The sequence below is a fragment of the Pseudomonas putida genome (assembly GCF_001976065.1).
In the GTDB taxonomy this organism is placed as follows: Bacteria; Pseudomonadota; Gammaproteobacteria; order Pseudomonadales; family Pseudomonadaceae; genus Aquipseudomonas; species Aquipseudomonas serbica.
Genome location: NZ_MNAH01000015.1, coordinates 20,522 through 38,431 on the forward strand (window position 1 = coordinate 20,522; position 17,910 = coordinate 38,431).

The window sequence follows — 17,910 nt, forward strand, 5'->3', positions numbered from 1 at the left end:
AATGGGTGATTTGGATGAAGCGTTTTTCAAGGTTTTTTCTGACGCGTAACGCCCGGTTCAAGATGCGCTCGGCGGGCGTTACGCTCGGTGACACTCAAGAGCAATGTGTTGGGTTGGCGAGCTCGCTTGATCGTTAACGACCATCGCGAGCAGGCTCGCTCCTACACTTTTCCGTACAGCGTGACCACGCAGGCACCACCCAGGCCAAGGTTGTGCGCCATCGCCAGGCGCACGCCCTCGACCTGGCGCTGCTCGGCGTTGCCGCGCAATTGCTGCGTCAGCTCATAGCACTGCGCCAGACCGGTAGCGCCCAACGGGTGCCCCTTGGACAGCAGGCCACCAGACGGGTTGATGACGATTTGCCCGCCATAGGTGTTGTCGCCGTCCATGACGAATTTTTCCGCGCCGCCCTCGGGGCAAAAGCCCAGGGATTCGTAGCAGATCACTTCGTTTTGGGCGAAGCAGTCGTGCAACTCGCAGACGTCGATGTCTTTCGGACCGACGCCCGCTTTCTCGTAGACCTGGCCGACGGCGGCGTGCGTCATGTGCGTACCGACCCAGTCAAGCATCGACGGCTTTTCGAAATTGAAGGATTCAGGGGTATCGGTGGTCATCGACTGGGCAACGATTTCGACGTCACGGCGCAGGCCATGCTTCTTGGCAAAACGCTCGGAAACCAGGATCGCCGCCGCGCCACCGCAAGTAGGCGGGCAGGCCATCAGGCGGGTCATGACGCCTGGCAGAATCACCGGGTCGTTCATCACGTCTTCGACGCTGAGCACCTTGCGAAACAATGCGAGCGGGTTGTTGGCTGCATGACGGCTGGCCTTGGCGCGCACAGCGGCGAAGGTTTCCATTTTCATGCCGTATTTCTGGATGTACTCGCGCCCCGCACCACCAAACGTACGGATAGCCTGAGCCATGCCATCCATATCGGCGGTCAGACCACGCAGGATCGGCAGGAAGCGTTCGCGGGTCGGCGGGCGGTCGTCCCAATGGGATTTCAGCGCACCTGCCTGCATCTGTTCGAAGCCGACCGCCAGTACGCAATCGACAGAACCGGACTCAATGGCCTTGCGTGCCAGGTACAAGGCGGTAGAACCGGTCGAACAGTTGTTATTGACGTTGACCACCGGAATCCCGGTCATGCCGACTTCGTAGAGAACAGTCTGGCCGCAGGTGGAATCGCCGTAGACATAACCGGCGTACGCCTCTTGCACCAGCTTGTAATCAATGCCCGCATCGTCCAGGGCGCGACGCACCGCTTCGGCGCCCATCTGTACGTAGGTCGGGCTCTCGCTGGGCTTGCGGAACGGGATCATGCCGACGCCGGCTACCAGTACTTTTTCGCTCATATTGTCACCTGAAAAAATGAGGGGGAAAGGATCACAACTGGCGCGCGATGAGTTCGCGCAGCACTTCGCTGGTGCCACCGAAGACGCGGGTCACGCGCATGTCGACGAAGGCGCGGGCGATTGGGTACTCCATCATGTATCCGTAGCCGCCGTGCAGCTGGACCATGTCGTCGATGCACTTCCACAGGGTTTCGGTGGCGAAGAGCTTGGCGATGGCCGACTCCTGCACCGTGAGGCGCCGACGCATGTGTTCGCCGATGTAGTGGTCGATAGTCAGGCGCACGGCCGTGGCCTGGGCCTTGATATCGGCCAGCTTGAATTTGGTGTTCTGGAAGTCCCAGACAGTCTGGTTGAAGGCCTTGCGGTCTTTCACGTACTCGACGGTCTGCTCCAGCAGGCGTTCGAGTTTGGCGGCGCAATACAGCGCGATCACCAGGCGCTCCTGCGGCAGCTCTTCCATCAGGTGCATGAAGCCTTTGTTTTCTTCACCGAGCAGGTTGCCCACCGGCACGCGCACGTCGTCGAAGAACAGCTCGGCGGTGTCGGCGGCGTGCTGGCCGACCTTTTCCAGCTTGCGCCCGCGACGGAAACCTTCACGGTTGCATTCGACCATGATCAGGCTGCACCCCTTGGCGCCGGCGCTCGGGTCGGTCTTGCACACGACCACGACCATGTCGCAGGTCAGGCCGTTGCTGATGAAGGTCTTGCTGCCGTTGATTACCCATTCGTCACCGTCACGCACTGCGGTAGTGCGGATCGCCTTGAGGTCGGAACCAGTGCCAGGCTCGGTCATCGCCACGGCCAAAACGGTTTCGCCGGTGCAGATTTTCGGCAGCCATTTGTGTTTTTGCTCTTCGGTGCCCAGACGCACGATGTACGGCGCGACGATGTCCGAATGCACCCCCAGGCTCCAGCCCGAAACACCGGCGCGGTACAGCTCTTCAATCAACACCGCCGAGTGACCGAAGTCACCACCGCCACCGCCGTATTCAGTCGGCACGGTGAGGCACAGCAGATTGTGACGACCGGCCTTGAGCCAGGTTTCCCGGTCAACCTGGCCAGCGGCGTCCCACTGCGCCTGCTTGGGCAGGCATTCACGCTCGAAGAAACGCCGCGCGGATTCACGCAGCATTTCGTGGTCTTCACGGTAGACAGTACGGTTGATGTGCATCGGGATCTCCAGTGGGTGGCCAGGCAAGGCTTGCGCCTGGTTCGTGAGTCCACTGTATTGACGCGGGCGGGTAGTGAAGCCACCCGGATCGGGTAGCGAATGGCTGGAGGAAAACGATCTGAAGCACTGGCGCAAAAACTGTGGGAGCGAGCCTGCTCGCGATAAGGTCGTCACATTCAGCATTGATGTTGACTGGCATACCGTCTTCGCGAACAGGCTCGCTCCCACAGGAGTTGTGGAGGGGTTATTTGCGCAGTTCGCGCTTGAGGACTTTGCCGGCTGCCGAAAGCGGCAGCTCGTCGCGGAACTCCACGCTTTTCGGGCATTTGTAGCCGGCGATGAACTCCCGGCAATACAAGCGCAATTGCTCGGCATCGACCTGGGCGCCGGGCTTGCGCACCACCACCGCGTGCACCGCCTCGCCCCATTGCTCATGGGGCACGCCGATCACCGCCGCCAGCGCCACCGCCGGATGTCGCGCGAGGACATTTTCGACTTCCGCCGAATAAATATTTTCACCGCCGCTGACGATCATGTCCTTGAGGCGGTCGACGATGAACAGGTAACCCTGCTCGTCCATGTACGCGGCGTCGCCGGTGTACAGCCAGCCATCGCGCAATGCCCTGGCGGTTTCTTCGGGTTTGTTCCAATAGCCCTGCATGATGTTCGGCCCGCGCACGATAATCTCGCCCACCGTGCCTCGCGGAACTTCCTGGCCTTGCGGGTCGACGATCCTCACGTTGACGCCCAACCCGCCCCGCCCGACTGAACGGGACAAACCGCTCTGGCGCGCTTGCGGCGTGTGATTGCACGGCAGATTGCTCGACACCACCGGGCAGGCTTCGGTCAGCCCGTAGGAATGAGAAAGCTCCAGTTCCGGAAGCCGGGCCAACACCTGTTCCACCATTTCGCCGGCGCTGGGTGACGCACCGTAGGTCAGGCGTTTCAGGCTACCGAGGTCATGGCGATCGAAGTCTGGATGGGCCAGCAACGCGAGGATCATGGTTGGCACCAGCAACGTCTCGGTTATCCGCTCCCGCTCGATCACCTGCAGCACCTCATCCGCGTCGAAACTCGACAGCAGTACATGGCTTTCACCGGCCATGAACTGGATCAACGCGCGGGCCATGCCGGCAACGTGGAACAGCGGTGCGACGTGCAACAACCGGCCATCGCGTATCGGCGGCATGTCGACCATGCGTGGCATGCACGCCGACCACAGGTTCAGATGGGACTGCATGACCCCCTTGGGAAACCCGGTGGTGCCGCCGGTGTACATGATGCAGGCAAGGTCTTCCCCGCCACGCCCGGCATCCTCGACCGGCGTTGCCTGGGCCAGCAACTGCTCGAAACCGAGCATGCCCGGCGGCACTTCACCGTCCCCGGCGTAGATAAACCGTGGCGCCTGACGGGCGCTCTTGCGGATACCTTCGGCCATCGCCGCGAAGTGCTCGTCGACAATCAGGAAGCCGGTGGCGCAATCGTCCAGCGAATAGACAATCTCCGCCACGCTCCAGCGAATGTTGACCGGGTTGAGCACCCCGCCGCCCCACCACACGCCCATGATGTATTCAAGATAACGGTCGGAGTTGAGCGCCAGCATGCCGACCCGGTCACCCGCCGCCATGCCGAGGTTCTGCAAGGCGCCCGCCAGGCGAGCGACACGTTCACCAAACTGGCGATAGGTCTGGCGGCGATCGCCGAAGATCGTCGCCAGGTGCTCCGGGTTTTGCTGCAGGGTGCGTTGCAGACACTGGGTCATGTACATGGTGTCTTGCCTTTCCAGGTGGTGAAGACACCGTTGGCCCGCAACACCAGGCGCTCGCCGACCTTCAGCAGGCAGCTGGCGTTGATGAAGGTGCCACCGGTCTTGAGCACTTCCACATGCGCCTCCAGCCATTCGCCTTCGCGCACCGGTCCGATGTAATCGACGTTCAGGTTGACCGTCAGCGCAACCGATGGCGGCCGCAAATGGCGCCGTAACACGACGCCGAAGGCGCTGTCCGCAACCGTGGCGAGGAAACCGCCATGGGCGATGCGCACATAGTTGAGGTGGTGCGGTTGCAGACGCACGGCCATGATCGGCCGTTCATCATGGAGGAAGAAGTCACCGCAATTGCGCAGGAAGCCCGAGAGGCCCTCCAGCGCTGTGAACCCCTCGGGAATCGTTGCCCCTCCATTGTCCAGCGCCATCAGCTCACACCCCGATCCCTGCCGGCCCAGAACGGTTCGCGCAGGTCGCGCTTGAGCACCTTGCCGGCACCGGACAGCGGCAGCGCGGCGCGGAACTCGACCGACTTCGGTGTCTTGTAGCCGGCGATCTGCCGACGGCAATGCTCGATGATCTCGGCGCCAGCCGCTTGGCGATCCGGTTTGAGCACGATCACCGCGTGCACCGCCTCGCCCCACTGCGCACAGGGAATGCCGATGACCGCGCAGGAGGCGACCGCCGGGTGACTGGAGATAGCGCTTTCGACTTCCCCCGAATAGACGTTCTCGCCACCGCTGACGATCATGTCCTTGAAGCGGTCGACAATATAGATATAACCCTCGTCGTCCATGTATGCGCCGTCGCCGGTGTGCATCCAGCCGCCCCGCAGAGCCTCTGCGGTTTCTTCGGGTTTGTTCCAGTAGCCCAGCATGATATTCGGGCCACGCACAAGCACTTCGCCAACCGTGCCACGCGGGACTTCATTGTCCTGTTCATCGACGATGCGCACGGTCACACCGAGTCCAGGACGCCCGGCCGAACGCAATCGACCATTGGCGATGCCCTCGGGACCGTGGTTTTCCGGGCCGTTGGCGGAAATTGGCGGCGCGGCTTCGGTCATGCCGTAGCCTTGGGTGAACTCCACATTGGGCAAGGCTTTCAGGGCAAGTTCCAGCAAAGGCACGGCAATCGGCGAGGCGCCGTAGGTCAGGCTGCGCAGGCTGCTGAGGTCATGACTGGCAAACTCCGGATGCATGATCAACGCCTGGACCATGGTCGGCACGATCAGGATGTCGGTGATGCGCTCGCGTTCGATGGCCTGCATCACGTCAAGCGGGTCGAAGGCCGGGACGAAGATGCTCGGCAAGCCCAGCAACGAAATCAGAATCACCCGCGACAGCGCCGCCAGGTGAAACATCGGCGCGATGTGCAGGGTCAGCGCATCGGCTGGCACCGGGACATCGGCGGCGCGGGCCACGGCAGCCGTCCACAGGTTCATGTGCGACTGCATCACGCCTTTCGGCCGGCCGGTGGTGCCACCGGTGTACATGATGCTGGCCAGGTCATCACCACCACGGAAGGCATCATCGACCGGCTCGGCATCACGAATGAGCTGTTCGTAAGACAGCATGCCTTGGGGGGCCGGACCATCGCCAATATGGATCAGCAGCGGTCGTACTTTGGCAGCGCTAGCAATGGCTTCGGCCATCGGCAGAAAGGTGTCGTCGATCATCAGGATACGGGTGTCGCAGTCGTCCAGCGAGTAGGCGATTTCCGGCACGGTCCAGCGGATGTTGACCGGGTTGACCACGCCACCGCCCCACCAGGTGGCGAGGTAGTACTCGAGAAATCGGTCGCAGTTCAGACCGAGCAAACCCACGCGGTCGCCGGTGTGCATGCCTCGTTGCTGCAAGGCGCTGGCCAGGCGAGCAACGCGGTCGGCCAACTGTGCGTAAGTCTGGCGCCGGTCACGGAAGACCGTCGCCAGAGCGTTGGGGCGTTGCTGCAAGACACGGTGTAGTCCTTGGGTCAGATACATGGTCGTTTCCTGTGAATTATTGTTGTCAGGCCGAGGCGAATACTTGGGTGAAGTGCGCCGTCAGGCGCCGGTGTATTTGGGCGCGCGCTGCTCGACACTGGCCACGCGCCCTTCGGCGTAGTCCTTGCTGTCGCGCAGCAGCCCCCAGTGAAGATGGGCCTGGGTGACGAAGTCACGGGGAGTCAGGTGCGCGGTTTGCAGCGCCAGACGCTTGATCGACTGCACCGCCAGAGGACCGTTGGCAGCGATGCATTCGGCCAGGCTCATAGCCGCCGACAGCAACTGGTCCCGGGGCACCAGGTCGACGATCAGGCCGATCCGCAAGGCTTCCTGCGCGCTGATTGGTTCCCCGGTCAGGGCCATTTTCATGGCGTAGGCCGAGGGCACTGCACGCAGCAGGTACTGCACGCCGCCGGCGGCAGGAATGGTGGCGTCGCGCACTTCGGGCAAACCGAAAGTGGCGCCCTGCGCAGCGAGGCGCAGGTCGCATTGCAGTGCGAGCTCAAGGCCCCCTCCGAGACAAGCGCCATTGACCGCCGCAATGAGCGGCTTCCAGACCTCAAGATCGCTGAGGTCGAACAAGCGCGTGTAGCCGCCCTCCTCGGCTTCGGTTTCGCGACTCTTCATGGAACTGGCGACATGACCGACTGCCGGCAACAACGACTCCTTGTGGCTCGCGCCGCAGCAAAACACCCGATTACCGGCACCGGTCAGCACGATGACCCGCACCTGCTCATCATCCTGGCAAGCCACCAGGGTCTTGCGCAGGTGCATCAGGTCACTGACGGTCAGTGCATTTTTCGACGGTTGCGCATCGAGCATAATGAGTGCCACGTGATCGATGATCTTGAACTGAATGGCCATGAGCTAACTTCTATGTTGTTTTTATGGGGGGAAGATCAGGCCTTGAAGCCCAGACCCAGGGCATGCAAACGCTCGAACAATTCCAGCTCGGCGGCGACACTTTCCGGATGCTTCAGCTCCAGTGCGACCGTGCGGCGGTTGCGCCCAGCGATGTCCGCACGCTTGCCTTCCAGCTTCGGGCCCAGGTCGGTCGCCTTCACCGGACGGTCGATACGCACAACTTCGCCGCCCATATCGGCCAGCAGTCTGGTGCCAAAAGGAGCCGGACCGATTGCCTCAAACTCCACTACTCGAATGTCGCTCAGTACGCCCATTGCCGCCGTTCCCTTGTTCTGACAGAGCACCAGCCAGCCCTCCTATTTTGTCCCATCCAGTAAATCAATCCGCTAACTTGCGACCACCACCCAGATCGGGTGGCGGATGCAAAACACAGGGTCATGACTGCCCGACGGTGCGTTACACTCCTGAGAATTCAGTGCAATCTCATAACAAAAAAAACTCGGATAGCCCCATGGACAAACCCCGCAAGTCCAATGCATCGGACACGCCTGCCAGCCTGGCCTCGAATCCGACTCAGTCGCCGATCGTCAGTACCAAGCTGGTCCCGCCACGCAACGCCGGGCGGTTAATTTCCCGCGAGCGCCTGCAAGAGCAAATGCTCAAGGCACGGCGCCAGCGTTGCATCGTGCTCAAGGGGCCGGCCGGTTGCGGCAAGACTTCGACCCTGATCGCCTGGCGTCAGGCGCTGCTACCGCTGGGCTTTGATGTGGCCTGGTTGACCTTGTCGGCCGACGACAACGAACTGACGCGGTTTCTCGACTATCTGCTGGCCAGCCTCGGCCAGGTTGATCCTGTGATCATTCAGGAAGCCATCCAACTGGAAGGTCGCGGTGTCGACAGCGAGGCGGTGGAACGCACGGTCATCACCCTTGTGCGCAGCATTGCCAACCGTTCCCGCGAATTGGTAGTGGTGCTCGACGACCTGCACCATCTGACCGACGTCGGTATTCACCAAGCCTTGCAGTGGCTGATCGATTACGCGCCCGCCAATCTGCACCTGGCGCTCGTGTCACGTAGCGCCGTGCCTTTGTCGCTGGCAAGGTTGCGCAGCCAGGAACTGGTGCTGGAATTGAACCTGCGAGATTTGCGCTTCACACCCGTCGAGTCCGAACAGTTTCTCAAGGCGCAACTGGGCGATATCAGCGCCCAGGACGCCAAGCGGATGCATGAACTGACCGACGGCTGGGTTGCTGGGCTGCAACTGCTGGCTGTCAGCCGCAAGAAAAATCGACCGGTCGTCGCAGCAAACGACCAGACACAGGTGCGCGACGATCAGGCGTTCGCGAAGTTTTTTGAAATCGAAGTGCTGTCCCATCTGTCGCCGACGGATCTGGACCTGCTGCTGCTGATGGCCGTCTGCAACCGTTTCTGCGCCTCGTTATGCGCCGCCCTCGGTGGTAACCCGGAAGCGGTCCGCGAAGCCAATGCCCTGCTGGCACACCTGGAACGGGACAATCTGTTCCTGATCCCGGTGGACAGCGCCCAACGTGAGACCTGGTATCGCCTGCATCCGTTGCTACGCGAAACATTGCTCAAGTACTTTGATTCGCGCAGCAAGACAGAACAGCAGGCGGTGCACGCGCGGGCCTGGGCCTGGTTCCGTGACCATCAGCATCTGGATGAAGCAGTGCACCATGCCGTGATGGCTGGCGACCCCGATGCCGCTGCCGACCTGGTGCAACAAAACGCCGAAACGCTGTATGCCCACGGCGACTTGCGCATGTTGATCGAGCTGGTTCGCCTGCTGCCGGTCGAGCAGGTGCAGGCGCGGGTCAAACTGCGCATTCTCAAGGCACGCATGCAACTCTATGCCCGGGATTTCGTCGCCTGCGCCAATAGCCTCGATCAACTGTTCAACGACGTGCCCGAGCGTGATGTCCATGATCGATTCATGATCGCGTTACTGCGTGCCTCTCTGGCGCTGCAGCGCGATGACACGGACGCGGCAATGACGGTACTGCCGCAATTGCTCGATCCGCCCCAGGGCAGCAACGGCGTGTCCATCGGTTCATGTGCCAATATCCTTTCCTGGCTGTACATGCACCGGGGCGAGTACGAAAAAGCGCGCCAGATACAACTCGACCGGCCCCTGCTGCTGATCAATGGCGAGCCCCTGCTGGGTACCACCGCCGGCAGCCTGCAAGGTCGCTGCATGATTGGCTTGAGCCACGCTCTCGAAGGCCAGATGAAGCAGGCGGAGCGGGTCTATCGGGATGTGATGCATGAAGCCGCGCAGTGCGGCAAGGTCGGTGCCGACGCGACTTATCTATCCGCTGCGTTGCTGGGCGAAGTGCTGTACGAGACTAATGACGTTGACGCCGCGTTCAAGCTGCTGTCGGGCTGGATCGATATCCTGGAACGAATCTCCATTCCGGATTCGGTGCTGCGCGTAATGCAGGTGCTGTGGAATGTGCAATGGCTGGCGGGCAATCATCAGGAAGCCCTGGCCTATGTCGAGCGACTCGATGAGTACGCGACCAAACTCGGCCTGGAACGCCTGCAAGCCTATTGCCTGACCTGGCAGGTGCGCTGGCTGATGATTCTCGGCGAGCACTCCCGGGCACACACCAAACTGGCGCGCCTGGAAGCCATCGATGCGCGCCACCCGGATGCCGGGCAAAGTGCCCTCAAGGAAATCCACATCCTGGCCGAGAACGCCCGGGCACGCTGGCAGATTCAACAAGGCGACCTGGTCGGTGCCTTGAAGCGTATCGAACAACTGATCGAAACCTGCGAACGGCACCGCCGCCAGCTTGGCACCGTGCGCCTGCTCGTGTTGAGCGGGGTGATCGAGTTCCAGCGCGGCAATGTCGATGCCGCGCGTGATCACGTCATGGAGGCGCTGCGCCGTGGACAACGCTTCGGCTTGTTGCGCAGCCTGCTCGATGCTCACCCGGACGCACTGAAACTGATCTCCGATATCGCGAGCAAAGAGACCCTGGACCCGGTGCTCGCGTTCTACGTCGAGCGCCTGCAAGCGGCCCAGGCGACCGCGCCCGCCGTGCCGGGCGATAAACCTTCCACTCCCCCTGCAAGCAAACCCCTTGCCGCCGGCATGGAACCCTTGAGCGAACGGGAAATTGAAGTGGTGCGCTTGCTCGCCCAAGCCTTGCCCAACAAAAAAATCGCCCGCGCGTTGGGTCTCTCCCCGGAAACCGTGAAATGGCATTTGAGCCATATCTACAGCAAGCTTGGCGTCAGCAGTCGTGATGAAGCAGTGGCACGGGTGCGGGATCTGGAATCGCAGCACCGCGAAAACACTTAAGACCTCACGTGGACCTGTAGTCGCTGGCTTGCCAGCGACGGCGTCTGCGCCTTTCCACAAAAAGTGATTTTTACCTTGCCACCCGCCTCGGGTGGCGTTCCAAGACGTCCTCCACCCTATCGTAACCCTCAGTTCAAAGGCGCACCTCGCGCCTTGCATCAGCGCCAGGCTCAAGCAAGCCGGCCCGTGATCATTGAGGAGTCTTGCGTGCATATCGCCCGAACCGTTTTCCGCGACGACCATGAAATGTTTCGCACCACCGCGCGCCGTTTTTTCGAACGCGAATGCGTGCCGCGCCAGGCCGCCTGGGACAAGGCCGGTCAGGTCGACCGGGAAACCTGGCTCAAGGCCGGCCGCGAAGGCTTGCTCGGCATTACCCTGCCCACCGAATACGGTGGCGGTGGAGGTGACTTTGGTCACTGCGCAGTATTCAACGAGGAGTTCGCCCGGGCGGGTGTGAGTGGTGCCTATTTCGGCATGCACTCCGACGTTATCGCCCCGTACATCAACCGCTGCGGTAACGAAGAACAGAAACAGAAGTGGCTACCAGGCATCTGTTGCGGCGAGATTATCCTGGCGATCGCCATGACTGAACCGGGCACCGGCAGCGACCTCAAGGCCGTGCGCACCACCGCCGTGCGCGATGGCGACGAGTACGTGATTAACGGCAGCAAGACCTTCATCAGCAACGGCCTGACGGCTGACCTGGTCATCGTCGTCTGCAAGACCGATCCAGCTGCCGGTGCCAAGGGCATCAGCCTCATCGCCGTGGAAGCCAGCCGCGCCGGCTTCAAGCATGGCCGCAAGCTGGACAAGGTTGGCCAGCATGCGCAGGACACTGCCGAGTTGTTCTTCGACAACGTCCGCGTGCCGGTCGGCAACCGCCTTGGCGAAGAAGGCCTGGGTTTCTCCTATCTGATGGGTGAACTGCCGCAGGAGCGCTTCTCGATCGCGGTGTCCGCCGCCGCCAAGCTGGAGCGCCTGCTGGAGCAGACTCTCGAGTACGTGAAGGACCGCAAGGCCTTCAACCAGACCGTGTGGGACTTCCAGAACAGCAAATTCAAGCTCGCCGACATCAAGGCCCAGGCCACGGCGATGCGGGTGATGGTCGACTACTACCTGGGCGAGCACATGCGCCGCCGCCTGACCCTGGAAGAAGCGGCCATCGCCAAGCTGTACACCACCGAAACCCTGTGGAAATGCATCGACGACATGGTCCAGCTGCACGGCGGCTACGGCTACATGATGGAGTACCCGATCGCACGCGCTTTCGTCGACTCACGCGTCAATCGCATCTACGGCGGCACCAGTGAAGTCATGCGCGAAATGATCGCGCGCAAGCTCTGACCCTCAAAACAAAAAGGAAAAACACGATGAGCCAAAAGGTATTCGTTGCTGGCGTCGGCATGATCCAGTTCAAGAAACCGGGGACCAATGAGCCCTACGATGTCATGGGTGAACAGGCGATTCGCCAAGCCCTGACTGACTCGGGCGTGAACTTTAATGACATCCAGCAGGCGTACGCCGGATACGTCTACGGCGACTCGACCTGTGGTCAGAAAGCCCTGTACCGCGTGGGCATGACCGGCATCCCACTGGTCAACGTCAACAACAATTGCGCCACCGGTTCCAGCGCCCTGTTCCTGGCGCGCCAGGCCGTACAAAGCGGCGCTGTGGATTGCGCGCTGGCCTTTGGTTTCGAACAAATGAACCCGGGCGCGCTGAAGTCCGCCTGGACCGACCGTGCCCCCGCCACCGAGCGGGCGCTCAAGCTGACCAACGAACTGGTCGGCATGCCGGAGCTGCCAACGGCTATCCGCCAGTTTGCCGGTGCCGGTTACGCGCACATGCAAAAGTACGGCACAAAGCTTGAGACCTTCGCCAAGATCCGCGCCAAGGCCAGTCGTCACGCGGCCAATAACCCGTTGGCAGTGTTCCGCAATGTGGTCAGTACCGAAGAAGTGCTGGCTGCGCCGATGCTATGGGAAGGCGTGCTGACCCGCCTGATGGCCTGCCCGCCGACCTGCGGCGCGGCCGCCGCCATCGTGGTCTCCGAAGCGTTCGCGAAGAAGCATGGCCTGCGCACCGACGTGCTGATGGCTGGCCAGGCGCTGACCACAGACCTGCCAAGTACCTATGACGCCAAGGACATGATCCGCGTGGTCGGTTTCGACATGACGCGCATGGCCGCGGATATCGCCTACAACCAGGCCGGCATCGGGCCTCGGGACATCGACGTCATCGAGTTGCACGACTGCTTCGCGCAGAACGAACTGCTGACCTATGAAGGCCTGGGCCTGTGCGTCGAGGGCGGTGGCGAGCAATTGGTCAACGACGGCGACAACACCTATGGCGGCGAATGGGTGACCAACCCGTCCGGCGGCCTGCTCTCCAAGGGCCACCCTCTGGGCGCCACCGGCCTGGCCCAGTGCTATGAGCTGACCCACCAGTTGCGCGGCACCGCCGAACAACGCCAGGTGCAGAACGCGCGCATCGCGGTGCAGCACAACCTCGGCCTGGGCGGCGCCTGCGTGGTGACCGTGTACCAGAAGAACTGACGCGCCCGCTCAGCAAAGGAGCCATTTCGATGATCGACAAGAAACACATCGGCAGACAACTGCCCACCTTCCTCGTCAACGCCGAAGCCGGGCAACTGCGCTTCTTCGCCAAGGCCACCGGGGAAACCAATCCGATTTACTTCGACGAGCAGGCTGCCCGCGATGCCGGTCACCCCAACCTGCCGCTGCCGCCGACCTTTCTGTTCTCGCTGGAGTTCCAGATCCCGTCGAACGCCTGGCGTGACGAATTGGGCATCGTCACTGCGCGCATCCTGCATGGCGAAGAGTCGTTCCGTTACCACCGCATGGCCTATGCCGGCGACACGTTGCGATTCGATGTGCGCATCGCCGACATCTACGACAAGAAAGGCGGTGCCCTGGAATTCGTGATGCGCGAAACCCGAGTCACCAATCAGCACGGTGAGCACGTCGCGGACCTGCGCAGCGTGCTTGTGCAGCGCAACAGCTGAAGCGGAGAACACAGATGAACGCGATAAGCCTGGACAAAATCAACATCGGCGACACCCTGCCGTCACTGGCCCTGCCGCCCATCAACCGCACCACTCTGGCCCTGTTCGCCGGTGCGTCGGGTGATCACAACGCCATCCACATCGACACCGATTACGCCCGCCGGGCCGGCATGCCCGACGTGTTCGCCCACGGCATGCTGTCGATGGCCTACCTCGGTCGCTTGCTGACCCAGTGGGTTGACCAGCGCCAGTTGCGCGAGTTCGGCGTGCGCTTTCTCGGCATCACGCACCTGGGTCACCAGGTCACCTGCACCGGCACCGTGGTTGACCGCTTCGAAGCGGACGGCGAGCAAAGGATCAAGGTCGAAGTGCGCACCACCAATCAATACGGCGAAACCAAGATCGTTGGCGACGCCGTGATCGCTCTGTAAACAAAACTGATAACTGAGGAGCAACATCCCATGGCAAAACTCGAAGGCAAAGTCGCACTGGTGACCGGTTCCGGTCGTGGCATCGGTCAACAGATCGCCCTGAAACTGGCGAGCGAAGGCGCGCGCATCGTGATCAATGACCTGGACGCCGATCCGGCCTTTGATACCGCTGAAATGATCCGCAAGATGGGTGGTGAAGCCGCCGTGTGCCACGGCAACGTCAGCGCACCGGACTTCGGCGACCGCTACATCAAGACCGCGATGGACAGCTTCGGCAGCGTCGACATCATCGTCAACAACGCCGGCTACACCTGGGACGACGTGATCCAGAAGATGAGCGACGAGCAGTGGTACGCGATCCTCGACTGCCACATGACCGCGCCCTTCCGCATCCTGCGTGCTGCTTACCCGATCCTCAAGGCCCAGGCCCAGGCTGACGCGGCGGCAGAGCGTGAAGTGTTCCGTAAGGTGGTAAACATTTCCTCGGTGTCGGCCCTCAATGGCAACGCCGGGCAAACCAACTATTCCTCGGCCAAAGCCGGTGTAATCGGCATGACGCGTGCATTGGCCCGTGAATGGGGTCGTTTCAAGGTCAACGTCAACGCCGTGGCTTTCGGCTTCATCGAAACCCGCATGACCAAGGCCGATGCCCATGCAGGCGCTACGGTGAACATCGAAGGTCGCGACATCCGTGTCGGTATCAGCCCGGAAGCCGCCAAGTCGTTCGCCCAACGCAACCCGCTGGGCCGTCCGGGCACCGTGCAGGAAGCGGCGGATGCCGTGTACCTGTTCTGCTCGCCAGAGTCGAACTACATCACGGCGCAAACCATCGCTGTCGCCGGGAATCTGCAATAAACAAACCGTGGGAGCGAGCTTGCTCGCGATGGACGCCAACGCTGACGCAGGCCGCCTGACTGACCGCGTTGTCCTGACGTTTTTCGCGAGCAAGCTCGGTCCTACAGGCCGCAGGATCACACCATGAACATGACTGATAGCAACATCCGCCTGGCCGCCATCAAACTGATCTCGCGCAATGGCGACGGCTCGCTGAGCTTGCGTCAGATCGCCACTGAAGCCGGCGTCAACCCCTCGACGCTGTGCCTCTACTACAAAGGCAAAAACGAGTTATTGCTGGAGCTGATTCTCGAGTACTTCCAGGCAGTATCCCGGGAGTGGGCCCGTCGTTGTCCCAAAAAGATGGCGACCGCCGATGTGAAACTGCTCACCTTCATCGCCTGTCACATACGCTATCACCTGGAACACCAGAAAGAGGCCATGCTCGGCAATCTGGAGTTGCGAAGTCTCCCCGAAGAGGATCTGGAGCTGGTCCGCCAAGCCCGACGCCACTATCTGAAAGCGCTGCAGGCGTTGTTGGAACAAGGCGTCAAGGAAGGTTCGCTGAGCTGTGCCGAACCCAAACTGATGGCGCGCACCCTGTTCAACATGCTGACCCATGCCTGCGTCTGGTACCGGACCGGTGGCCGCCGCAATATCGATGTCGTCATCCGCCATTACTCGGAACTGGTACTGAAAATGCTTGGCGCCGCCCCCCTCCCTTCGCCTCCTGTGCCTGCTCCGCGAGCCGTGATCACCCGCCGTCCCATGCTTTTGGATGTGCACCCATGAGCGATCTCATGCAACCATTCTCCATGGCTGGCAAGACGGTTCTGGTGGCCGATGCGGCCACTCGACTGGGCGCACATTTTGCCCGCCTGATCAGCCGTGCCGGAGCCCGTGTAGCCCTCGGTGGACAACACCCGGCACAGTTGGAGCAACTGGCGGCGGACTTGCGTTGGGATGGTGGCGAAGTCTTGATCGTTGCACTCGACAGTGCCCGCCGACCGAGCATCGAAGCCGCACTGGATACCGTCCAAAAACGCTTCGGCAGCGTCGATGTGCTGATCAACAACAGCGCCGAACGCGAACACATCGCCCTGAACAATCACGTCGTCCACTGCACCAGCCTGCACATGATCAGGGCCGAGCGCGGTGGCAGCATCGTTAACATCGACCCGCCGCCGCGCCCGATCAGCGAGCCGAACCCGTGCCTTCGTTCCAACAGCAGCCTGATCCGCATGAGCCGCGCGATGGCCCAGTCGCTGACGCCACACCGTATTCGCGTCAACGTTATCGCTGCCGGTCGCGGCAAGGATGCAGGCCTGCAGGAACTCGACGGTCCATTGCTGTTGCTGGCCAGCGGCGCCGGAGCCAGCGTCACCGGCGCGGTGCTGCACATCGACAACCGCAACGCCTGACACCACACCATTCACTGCAGGCGCCTGTCCAGCCACCTGATACGGGTGGCGCGATCCTTTTGACGACGCTTGAACATGGCCGCTGTTCGCTCTGCGCGACGCCCGTCAACAAGGAACCAGTCAGATGACTCGCATAAGAAAATGGCTGCCGAAACTCGCCCTCCTGGCAACAACGGTCATGGCATTGTCGGCAACTGCCGGGGCTGCCGAAAAACCCAACATTCTGGTGATCTTCGGCGACGACATCGGCCAGACCAATATCAGCGCCTACTCAATGGGTGTGGTCGGCTACAAGACGCCGAACATCGACCGCATCGCCCATGAAGGTATGTTGTTCACCGATTATTACGCGGAGAACAGCTGCACCGCCGGACGCTCGTCGTTCATTACTGGCCAGTCACCACTGCGCACCGGCCTGTCCAAGGTTGGCGTGCCGGGCGCACCGATCGGTATCCAGAAACGTGACATCACCATCGCCCAGGCCCTCAAGTCACTTGGTTATGCGACCGGTCAGTTCGGCAAGAACCACTTGGGCGACAAGGATGAATTCCTCCCGACCAACCACGGTTTCGACGAGTTCTTCGGCAACCTCTACCACCTCAACGCCGAAGAAGAACCCGAGCGCCCGTATTGGCCCAAGGATGACCCGGACTTCGTCAAATCAAGAACGCCACGTGGCGTGATCCACAGTTATGCCGACGGCAAGATCGAGGACACCGGTGCCCTCACCTCCAAGCGCATGGAAACCATCGACGACGAAACCACTGCTGCGGCGCAAACATTCATCGAGAAGCAGGCCAAGGCCGATAAGCCGTTCTTCGTCTGGATGAACACCACGCGCATGCACGTGTTCACCCACGTGCGTGAGTCAATGAAAGGCCAGAGCGGCATGCCCGGCAACGAATATGCCGACGGAATGCTTGAACACGACGGCGACGTCGGTAAATTGCTGAAAACCCTCGACGACCTGAAAATCACCGACAATACCATCGTCGTCTACACCACCGACAACGGTCCGAACCAGTTCTCTTGGCCGGACGCGGCAAATACGCCGTTCCGTAACGAAAAGAACTCCAACTGGGAGGGTGCGTACCGGGTCCCTGCCTTGATTCGCTGGCCGGGCAAGATCAAGGCGGGTGAAGTGTCCAACGAGATGTTCTCGGGCATGGACTGGTTCCCTACCCTGCTCGCGGCAGCGGGCGAAACCGACGTGAAAAACAAGCTGCTCAAAGGTTGGGCACCTACTTCGGGCGGTACCAATTTCAAGGTGCACCTGGACGGTTTCAATCAATTGCCTTACCTGACCGGGCAGCAACCAAAGGGCGAGCGCAAGGAGTTCTACTACTTCAACGACGACGGCGTACTGGTGTCGATGCGGTATGACAACTGGAAAGTCGTCTTCGCCGAGCAACGCGATCCCGGTGGATTCACGGTGTGGAGCAGCCCGTTCGTGCCGTTGCGAGTCCCGAAACTGTTCAACCTGCGAATGGACCCTTATGAGCGAGCGGACATCGTCTCTGACCAATATTACGATTGGACGGTGAAGAACTCTTATCTGCTGGCGGCGGGAGTGGCCAAGGCCGCGAGGTTCCTCCAAACCTTCGTCGAATACCCGCCTAGCCAGAAACCGGCAAGCTTCAGCATCGATCAGATTCGTGCGGTGGTGGACGCGAAAATCGAAGAGAAAAACAAAGCTCAAGCCAAGCCATGAGATGAGGCCGCCACCGACCTG

General features: G+C 61.3%; 15 protein-coding genes and 1 pseudogene. 9 read left to right on the forward strand and 7 right to left on the reverse strand.

Features of this window, described 5'->3' with window-relative positions:
* Positions 1-161 precede the first annotated feature (161 nt).
* The 7 genes and pseudogenes from BKX96_RS31185 to BKX96_RS31215 all read right to left on the reverse strand — a co-directional run bounded on the left by BKX96_RS31185 (position 162) and on the right by BKX96_RS31215 (position 7,453).
* On the reverse strand, positions 162-1,355 hold the full coding sequence (locus BKX96_RS31185; RefSeq protein ID WP_077186336.1) for a lipid-transfer protein: 1,194 nt from the start codon (positions 1,353-1,355) through the stop codon (positions 162-164).
* Positions 1,356-1,386: 31 nt separating this feature from the next.
* Positions 1,387-2,526, reverse strand: a complete 1,140-nt coding sequence (locus BKX96_RS31190) for an acyl-CoA dehydrogenase family protein (RefSeq protein WP_046817362.1) — start codon at positions 2,524-2,526, stop codon at positions 1,387-1,389.
* A 244-nt stretch (positions 2,527-2,770) separates the two neighbouring features.
* A complete protein-coding gene (locus BKX96_RS31195) occupies positions 2,771-4,294 on the reverse strand; it encodes an acyl-CoA synthetase (RefSeq protein ID WP_046817361.1) in 1,524 nt (507 codons plus the stop codon).
* On the reverse strand, positions 4,285-4,719 hold the full coding sequence (locus BKX96_RS31200) for a PaaI family thioesterase (protein ID WP_046817360.1): 435 nt from the start codon (positions 4,717-4,719) through the stop codon (positions 4,285-4,287). The genes BKX96_RS31195 and BKX96_RS31200 overlap by 10 nt, the downstream gene beginning before the upstream one ends.
* Positions 4,719-6,278, reverse strand: a pseudogene (locus BKX96_RS31205) (acyl-CoA synthetase); the annotation flags it as partial. The pseudogene BKX96_RS31205 and the gene BKX96_RS31200, both read right to left, overlap by 1 nt.
* Positions 6,279-6,335: 57 nt before the next feature.
* On the reverse strand, positions 6,336-7,139 hold the full coding sequence (locus BKX96_RS31210; protein WP_077186338.1) for an enoyl-CoA hydratase/isomerase family protein: 804 nt from the start codon (positions 7,137-7,139) through the stop codon (positions 6,336-6,338).
* A 35-nt stretch (positions 7,140-7,174) separates the two neighbouring features.
* Entirely contained in the window at positions 7,175-7,453 is a 279-nt protein-coding gene (locus BKX96_RS31215) for a CoA transferase (RefSeq protein WP_046817357.1), read from the reverse strand.
* A 197-nt stretch (positions 7,454-7,650) separates the two neighbouring features.
* Here BKX96_RS31215 and BKX96_RS31220 point away from each other — a divergent pair, with 197 nt between their 5' ends.
* From BKX96_RS31220 to BKX96_RS31260, 9 genes are all read left to right on the forward strand, one after another.
* The gene (locus BKX96_RS31220; RefSeq protein ID WP_077186339.1) at positions 7,651-10,464 is read left to right on the forward strand and encodes a winged helix-turn-helix domain-containing protein; all 2,814 of its coding nucleotides are present in this window, start codon (positions 7,651-7,653) and stop codon (positions 10,462-10,464) included.
* 246 nt (positions 10,465-10,710) lie between these two features.
* Positions 10,711-11,811: an acyl-CoA dehydrogenase family protein gene (locus tag BKX96_RS31225; protein ID WP_235431845.1), complete on the forward strand. Its 1,101-nt coding sequence runs from the start codon at positions 10,711-10,713 to the stop codon at positions 11,809-11,811.
* 26 nt (positions 11,812-11,837) lie between these two features.
* Positions 11,838-13,022: a lipid-transfer protein gene (locus BKX96_RS31230; protein ID WP_077186340.1), complete on the forward strand. Its 1,185-nt coding sequence runs from the start codon at positions 11,838-11,840 to the stop codon at positions 13,020-13,022.
* Positions 13,023-13,051: 29 nt separating this feature from the next.
* On the forward strand, positions 13,052-13,492 hold the full coding sequence (locus BKX96_RS31235; protein WP_046817353.1) for a MaoC family dehydratase N-terminal domain-containing protein: 441 nt from the start codon (positions 13,052-13,054) through the stop codon (positions 13,490-13,492).
* Positions 13,493-13,506: 14 nt separating this feature from the next.
* The gene (locus BKX96_RS31240; RefSeq protein WP_046817352.1) at positions 13,507-13,923 is read left to right on the forward strand and encodes a MaoC family dehydratase; all 417 of its coding nucleotides are present in this window, start codon (positions 13,507-13,509) and stop codon (positions 13,921-13,923) included.
* Positions 13,924-13,953: 30 nt separating this feature from the next.
* Positions 13,954-14,778 carry an SDR family NAD(P)-dependent oxidoreductase gene (locus BKX96_RS31245; RefSeq protein WP_046817351.1) on the forward strand — a complete coding sequence of 275 codons (825 nt, stop codon included), beginning with the start codon at positions 13,954-13,956 and terminating at the stop codon, positions 14,776-14,778.
* A 123-nt stretch (positions 14,779-14,901) separates the two neighbouring features.
* A complete protein-coding gene (locus tag BKX96_RS31250; RefSeq protein ID WP_046817350.1) occupies positions 14,902-15,549 on the forward strand; it encodes a TetR/AcrR family transcriptional regulator in 648 nt (215 codons plus the stop codon).
* Entirely contained in the window at positions 15,546-16,178 is a 633-nt protein-coding gene (locus BKX96_RS31255; RefSeq protein ID WP_046817349.1) for an SDR family NAD(P)-dependent oxidoreductase, read from the forward strand. The genes BKX96_RS31250 and BKX96_RS31255 overlap by 4 nt, the downstream gene beginning before the upstream one ends.
* Before the next feature lie 124 nt (positions 16,179-16,302).
* Positions 16,303-17,889 (forward strand): arylsulfatase, encoded by a 1,587-nt coding sequence (locus BKX96_RS31260; RefSeq protein WP_046817348.1) that lies wholly within the window; start codon positions 16,303-16,305, stop codon positions 17,887-17,889.
* Positions 17,890-17,910 lie beyond the last annotated feature (21 nt).

What these genes read in the sequence shown, in the direction of transcription:
- BKX96_RS31185 (WP_077186336.1), bottom strand. Translation starts at nt 1,355, where the DNA reads ATGAGCGAAAAAGTACTGGTAGCCGGCGTCGGCATGATCCCGTTCCGC.
- BKX96_RS31190 (WP_046817362.1), bottom strand. Translation starts at nt 2,526, where the DNA reads ATGCACATCAACCGTACTGTCTACCGTGAAGACCACGAAATGCTGCGT.
- BKX96_RS31195 (WP_046817361.1), bottom strand. Translation starts at nt 4,294, where the DNA reads ATGTACATGACCCAGTGTCTGCAACGCACCCTGCAGCAAAACCCGGAG.
- BKX96_RS31200 (WP_046817360.1), bottom strand. Translation starts at nt 4,719, where the DNA reads ATGGCGCTGGACAATGGAGGGGCAACGATTCCCGAGGGGTTCACAGCG.
- BKX96_RS31210 (WP_077186338.1), bottom strand. Translation starts at nt 7,139, where the DNA reads ATGGCCATTCAGTTCAAGATCATCGATCACGTGGCACTCATTATGCTC.
- BKX96_RS31215 (WP_046817357.1), bottom strand. Translation starts at nt 7,453, where the DNA reads ATGGGCGTACTGAGCGACATTCGAGTAGTGGAGTTTGAGGCAATCGGT.
- BKX96_RS31220 (WP_077186339.1), top strand. Translation starts at nt 7,651, where the DNA reads ATGGACAAACCCCGCAAGTCCAATGCATCGGACACGCCTGCCAGCCTG.
- BKX96_RS31225 (WP_235431845.1), top strand. Translation starts at nt 10,711, where the DNA reads ATGTTTCGCACCACCGCGCGCCGTTTTTTCGAACGCGAATGCGTGCCG.
- BKX96_RS31230 (WP_077186340.1), top strand. Translation starts at nt 11,838, where the DNA reads ATGAGCCAAAAGGTATTCGTTGCTGGCGTCGGCATGATCCAGTTCAAG.
- BKX96_RS31235 (WP_046817353.1), top strand. Translation starts at nt 13,052, where the DNA reads ATGATCGACAAGAAACACATCGGCAGACAACTGCCCACCTTCCTCGTC.
- BKX96_RS31240 (WP_046817352.1), top strand. Translation starts at nt 13,507, where the DNA reads ATGAACGCGATAAGCCTGGACAAAATCAACATCGGCGACACCCTGCCG.
- BKX96_RS31245 (WP_046817351.1), top strand. Translation starts at nt 13,954, where the DNA reads ATGGCAAAACTCGAAGGCAAAGTCGCACTGGTGACCGGTTCCGGTCGT.
- BKX96_RS31250 (WP_046817350.1), top strand. Translation starts at nt 14,902, where the DNA reads ATGAACATGACTGATAGCAACATCCGCCTGGCCGCCATCAAACTGATC.
- BKX96_RS31255 (WP_046817349.1), top strand. Translation starts at nt 15,546, where the DNA reads ATGAGCGATCTCATGCAACCATTCTCCATGGCTGGCAAGACGGTTCTG.
- BKX96_RS31260 (WP_046817348.1), top strand. Translation starts at nt 16,303, where the DNA reads ATGACTCGCATAAGAAAATGGCTGCCGAAACTCGCCCTCCTGGCAACA.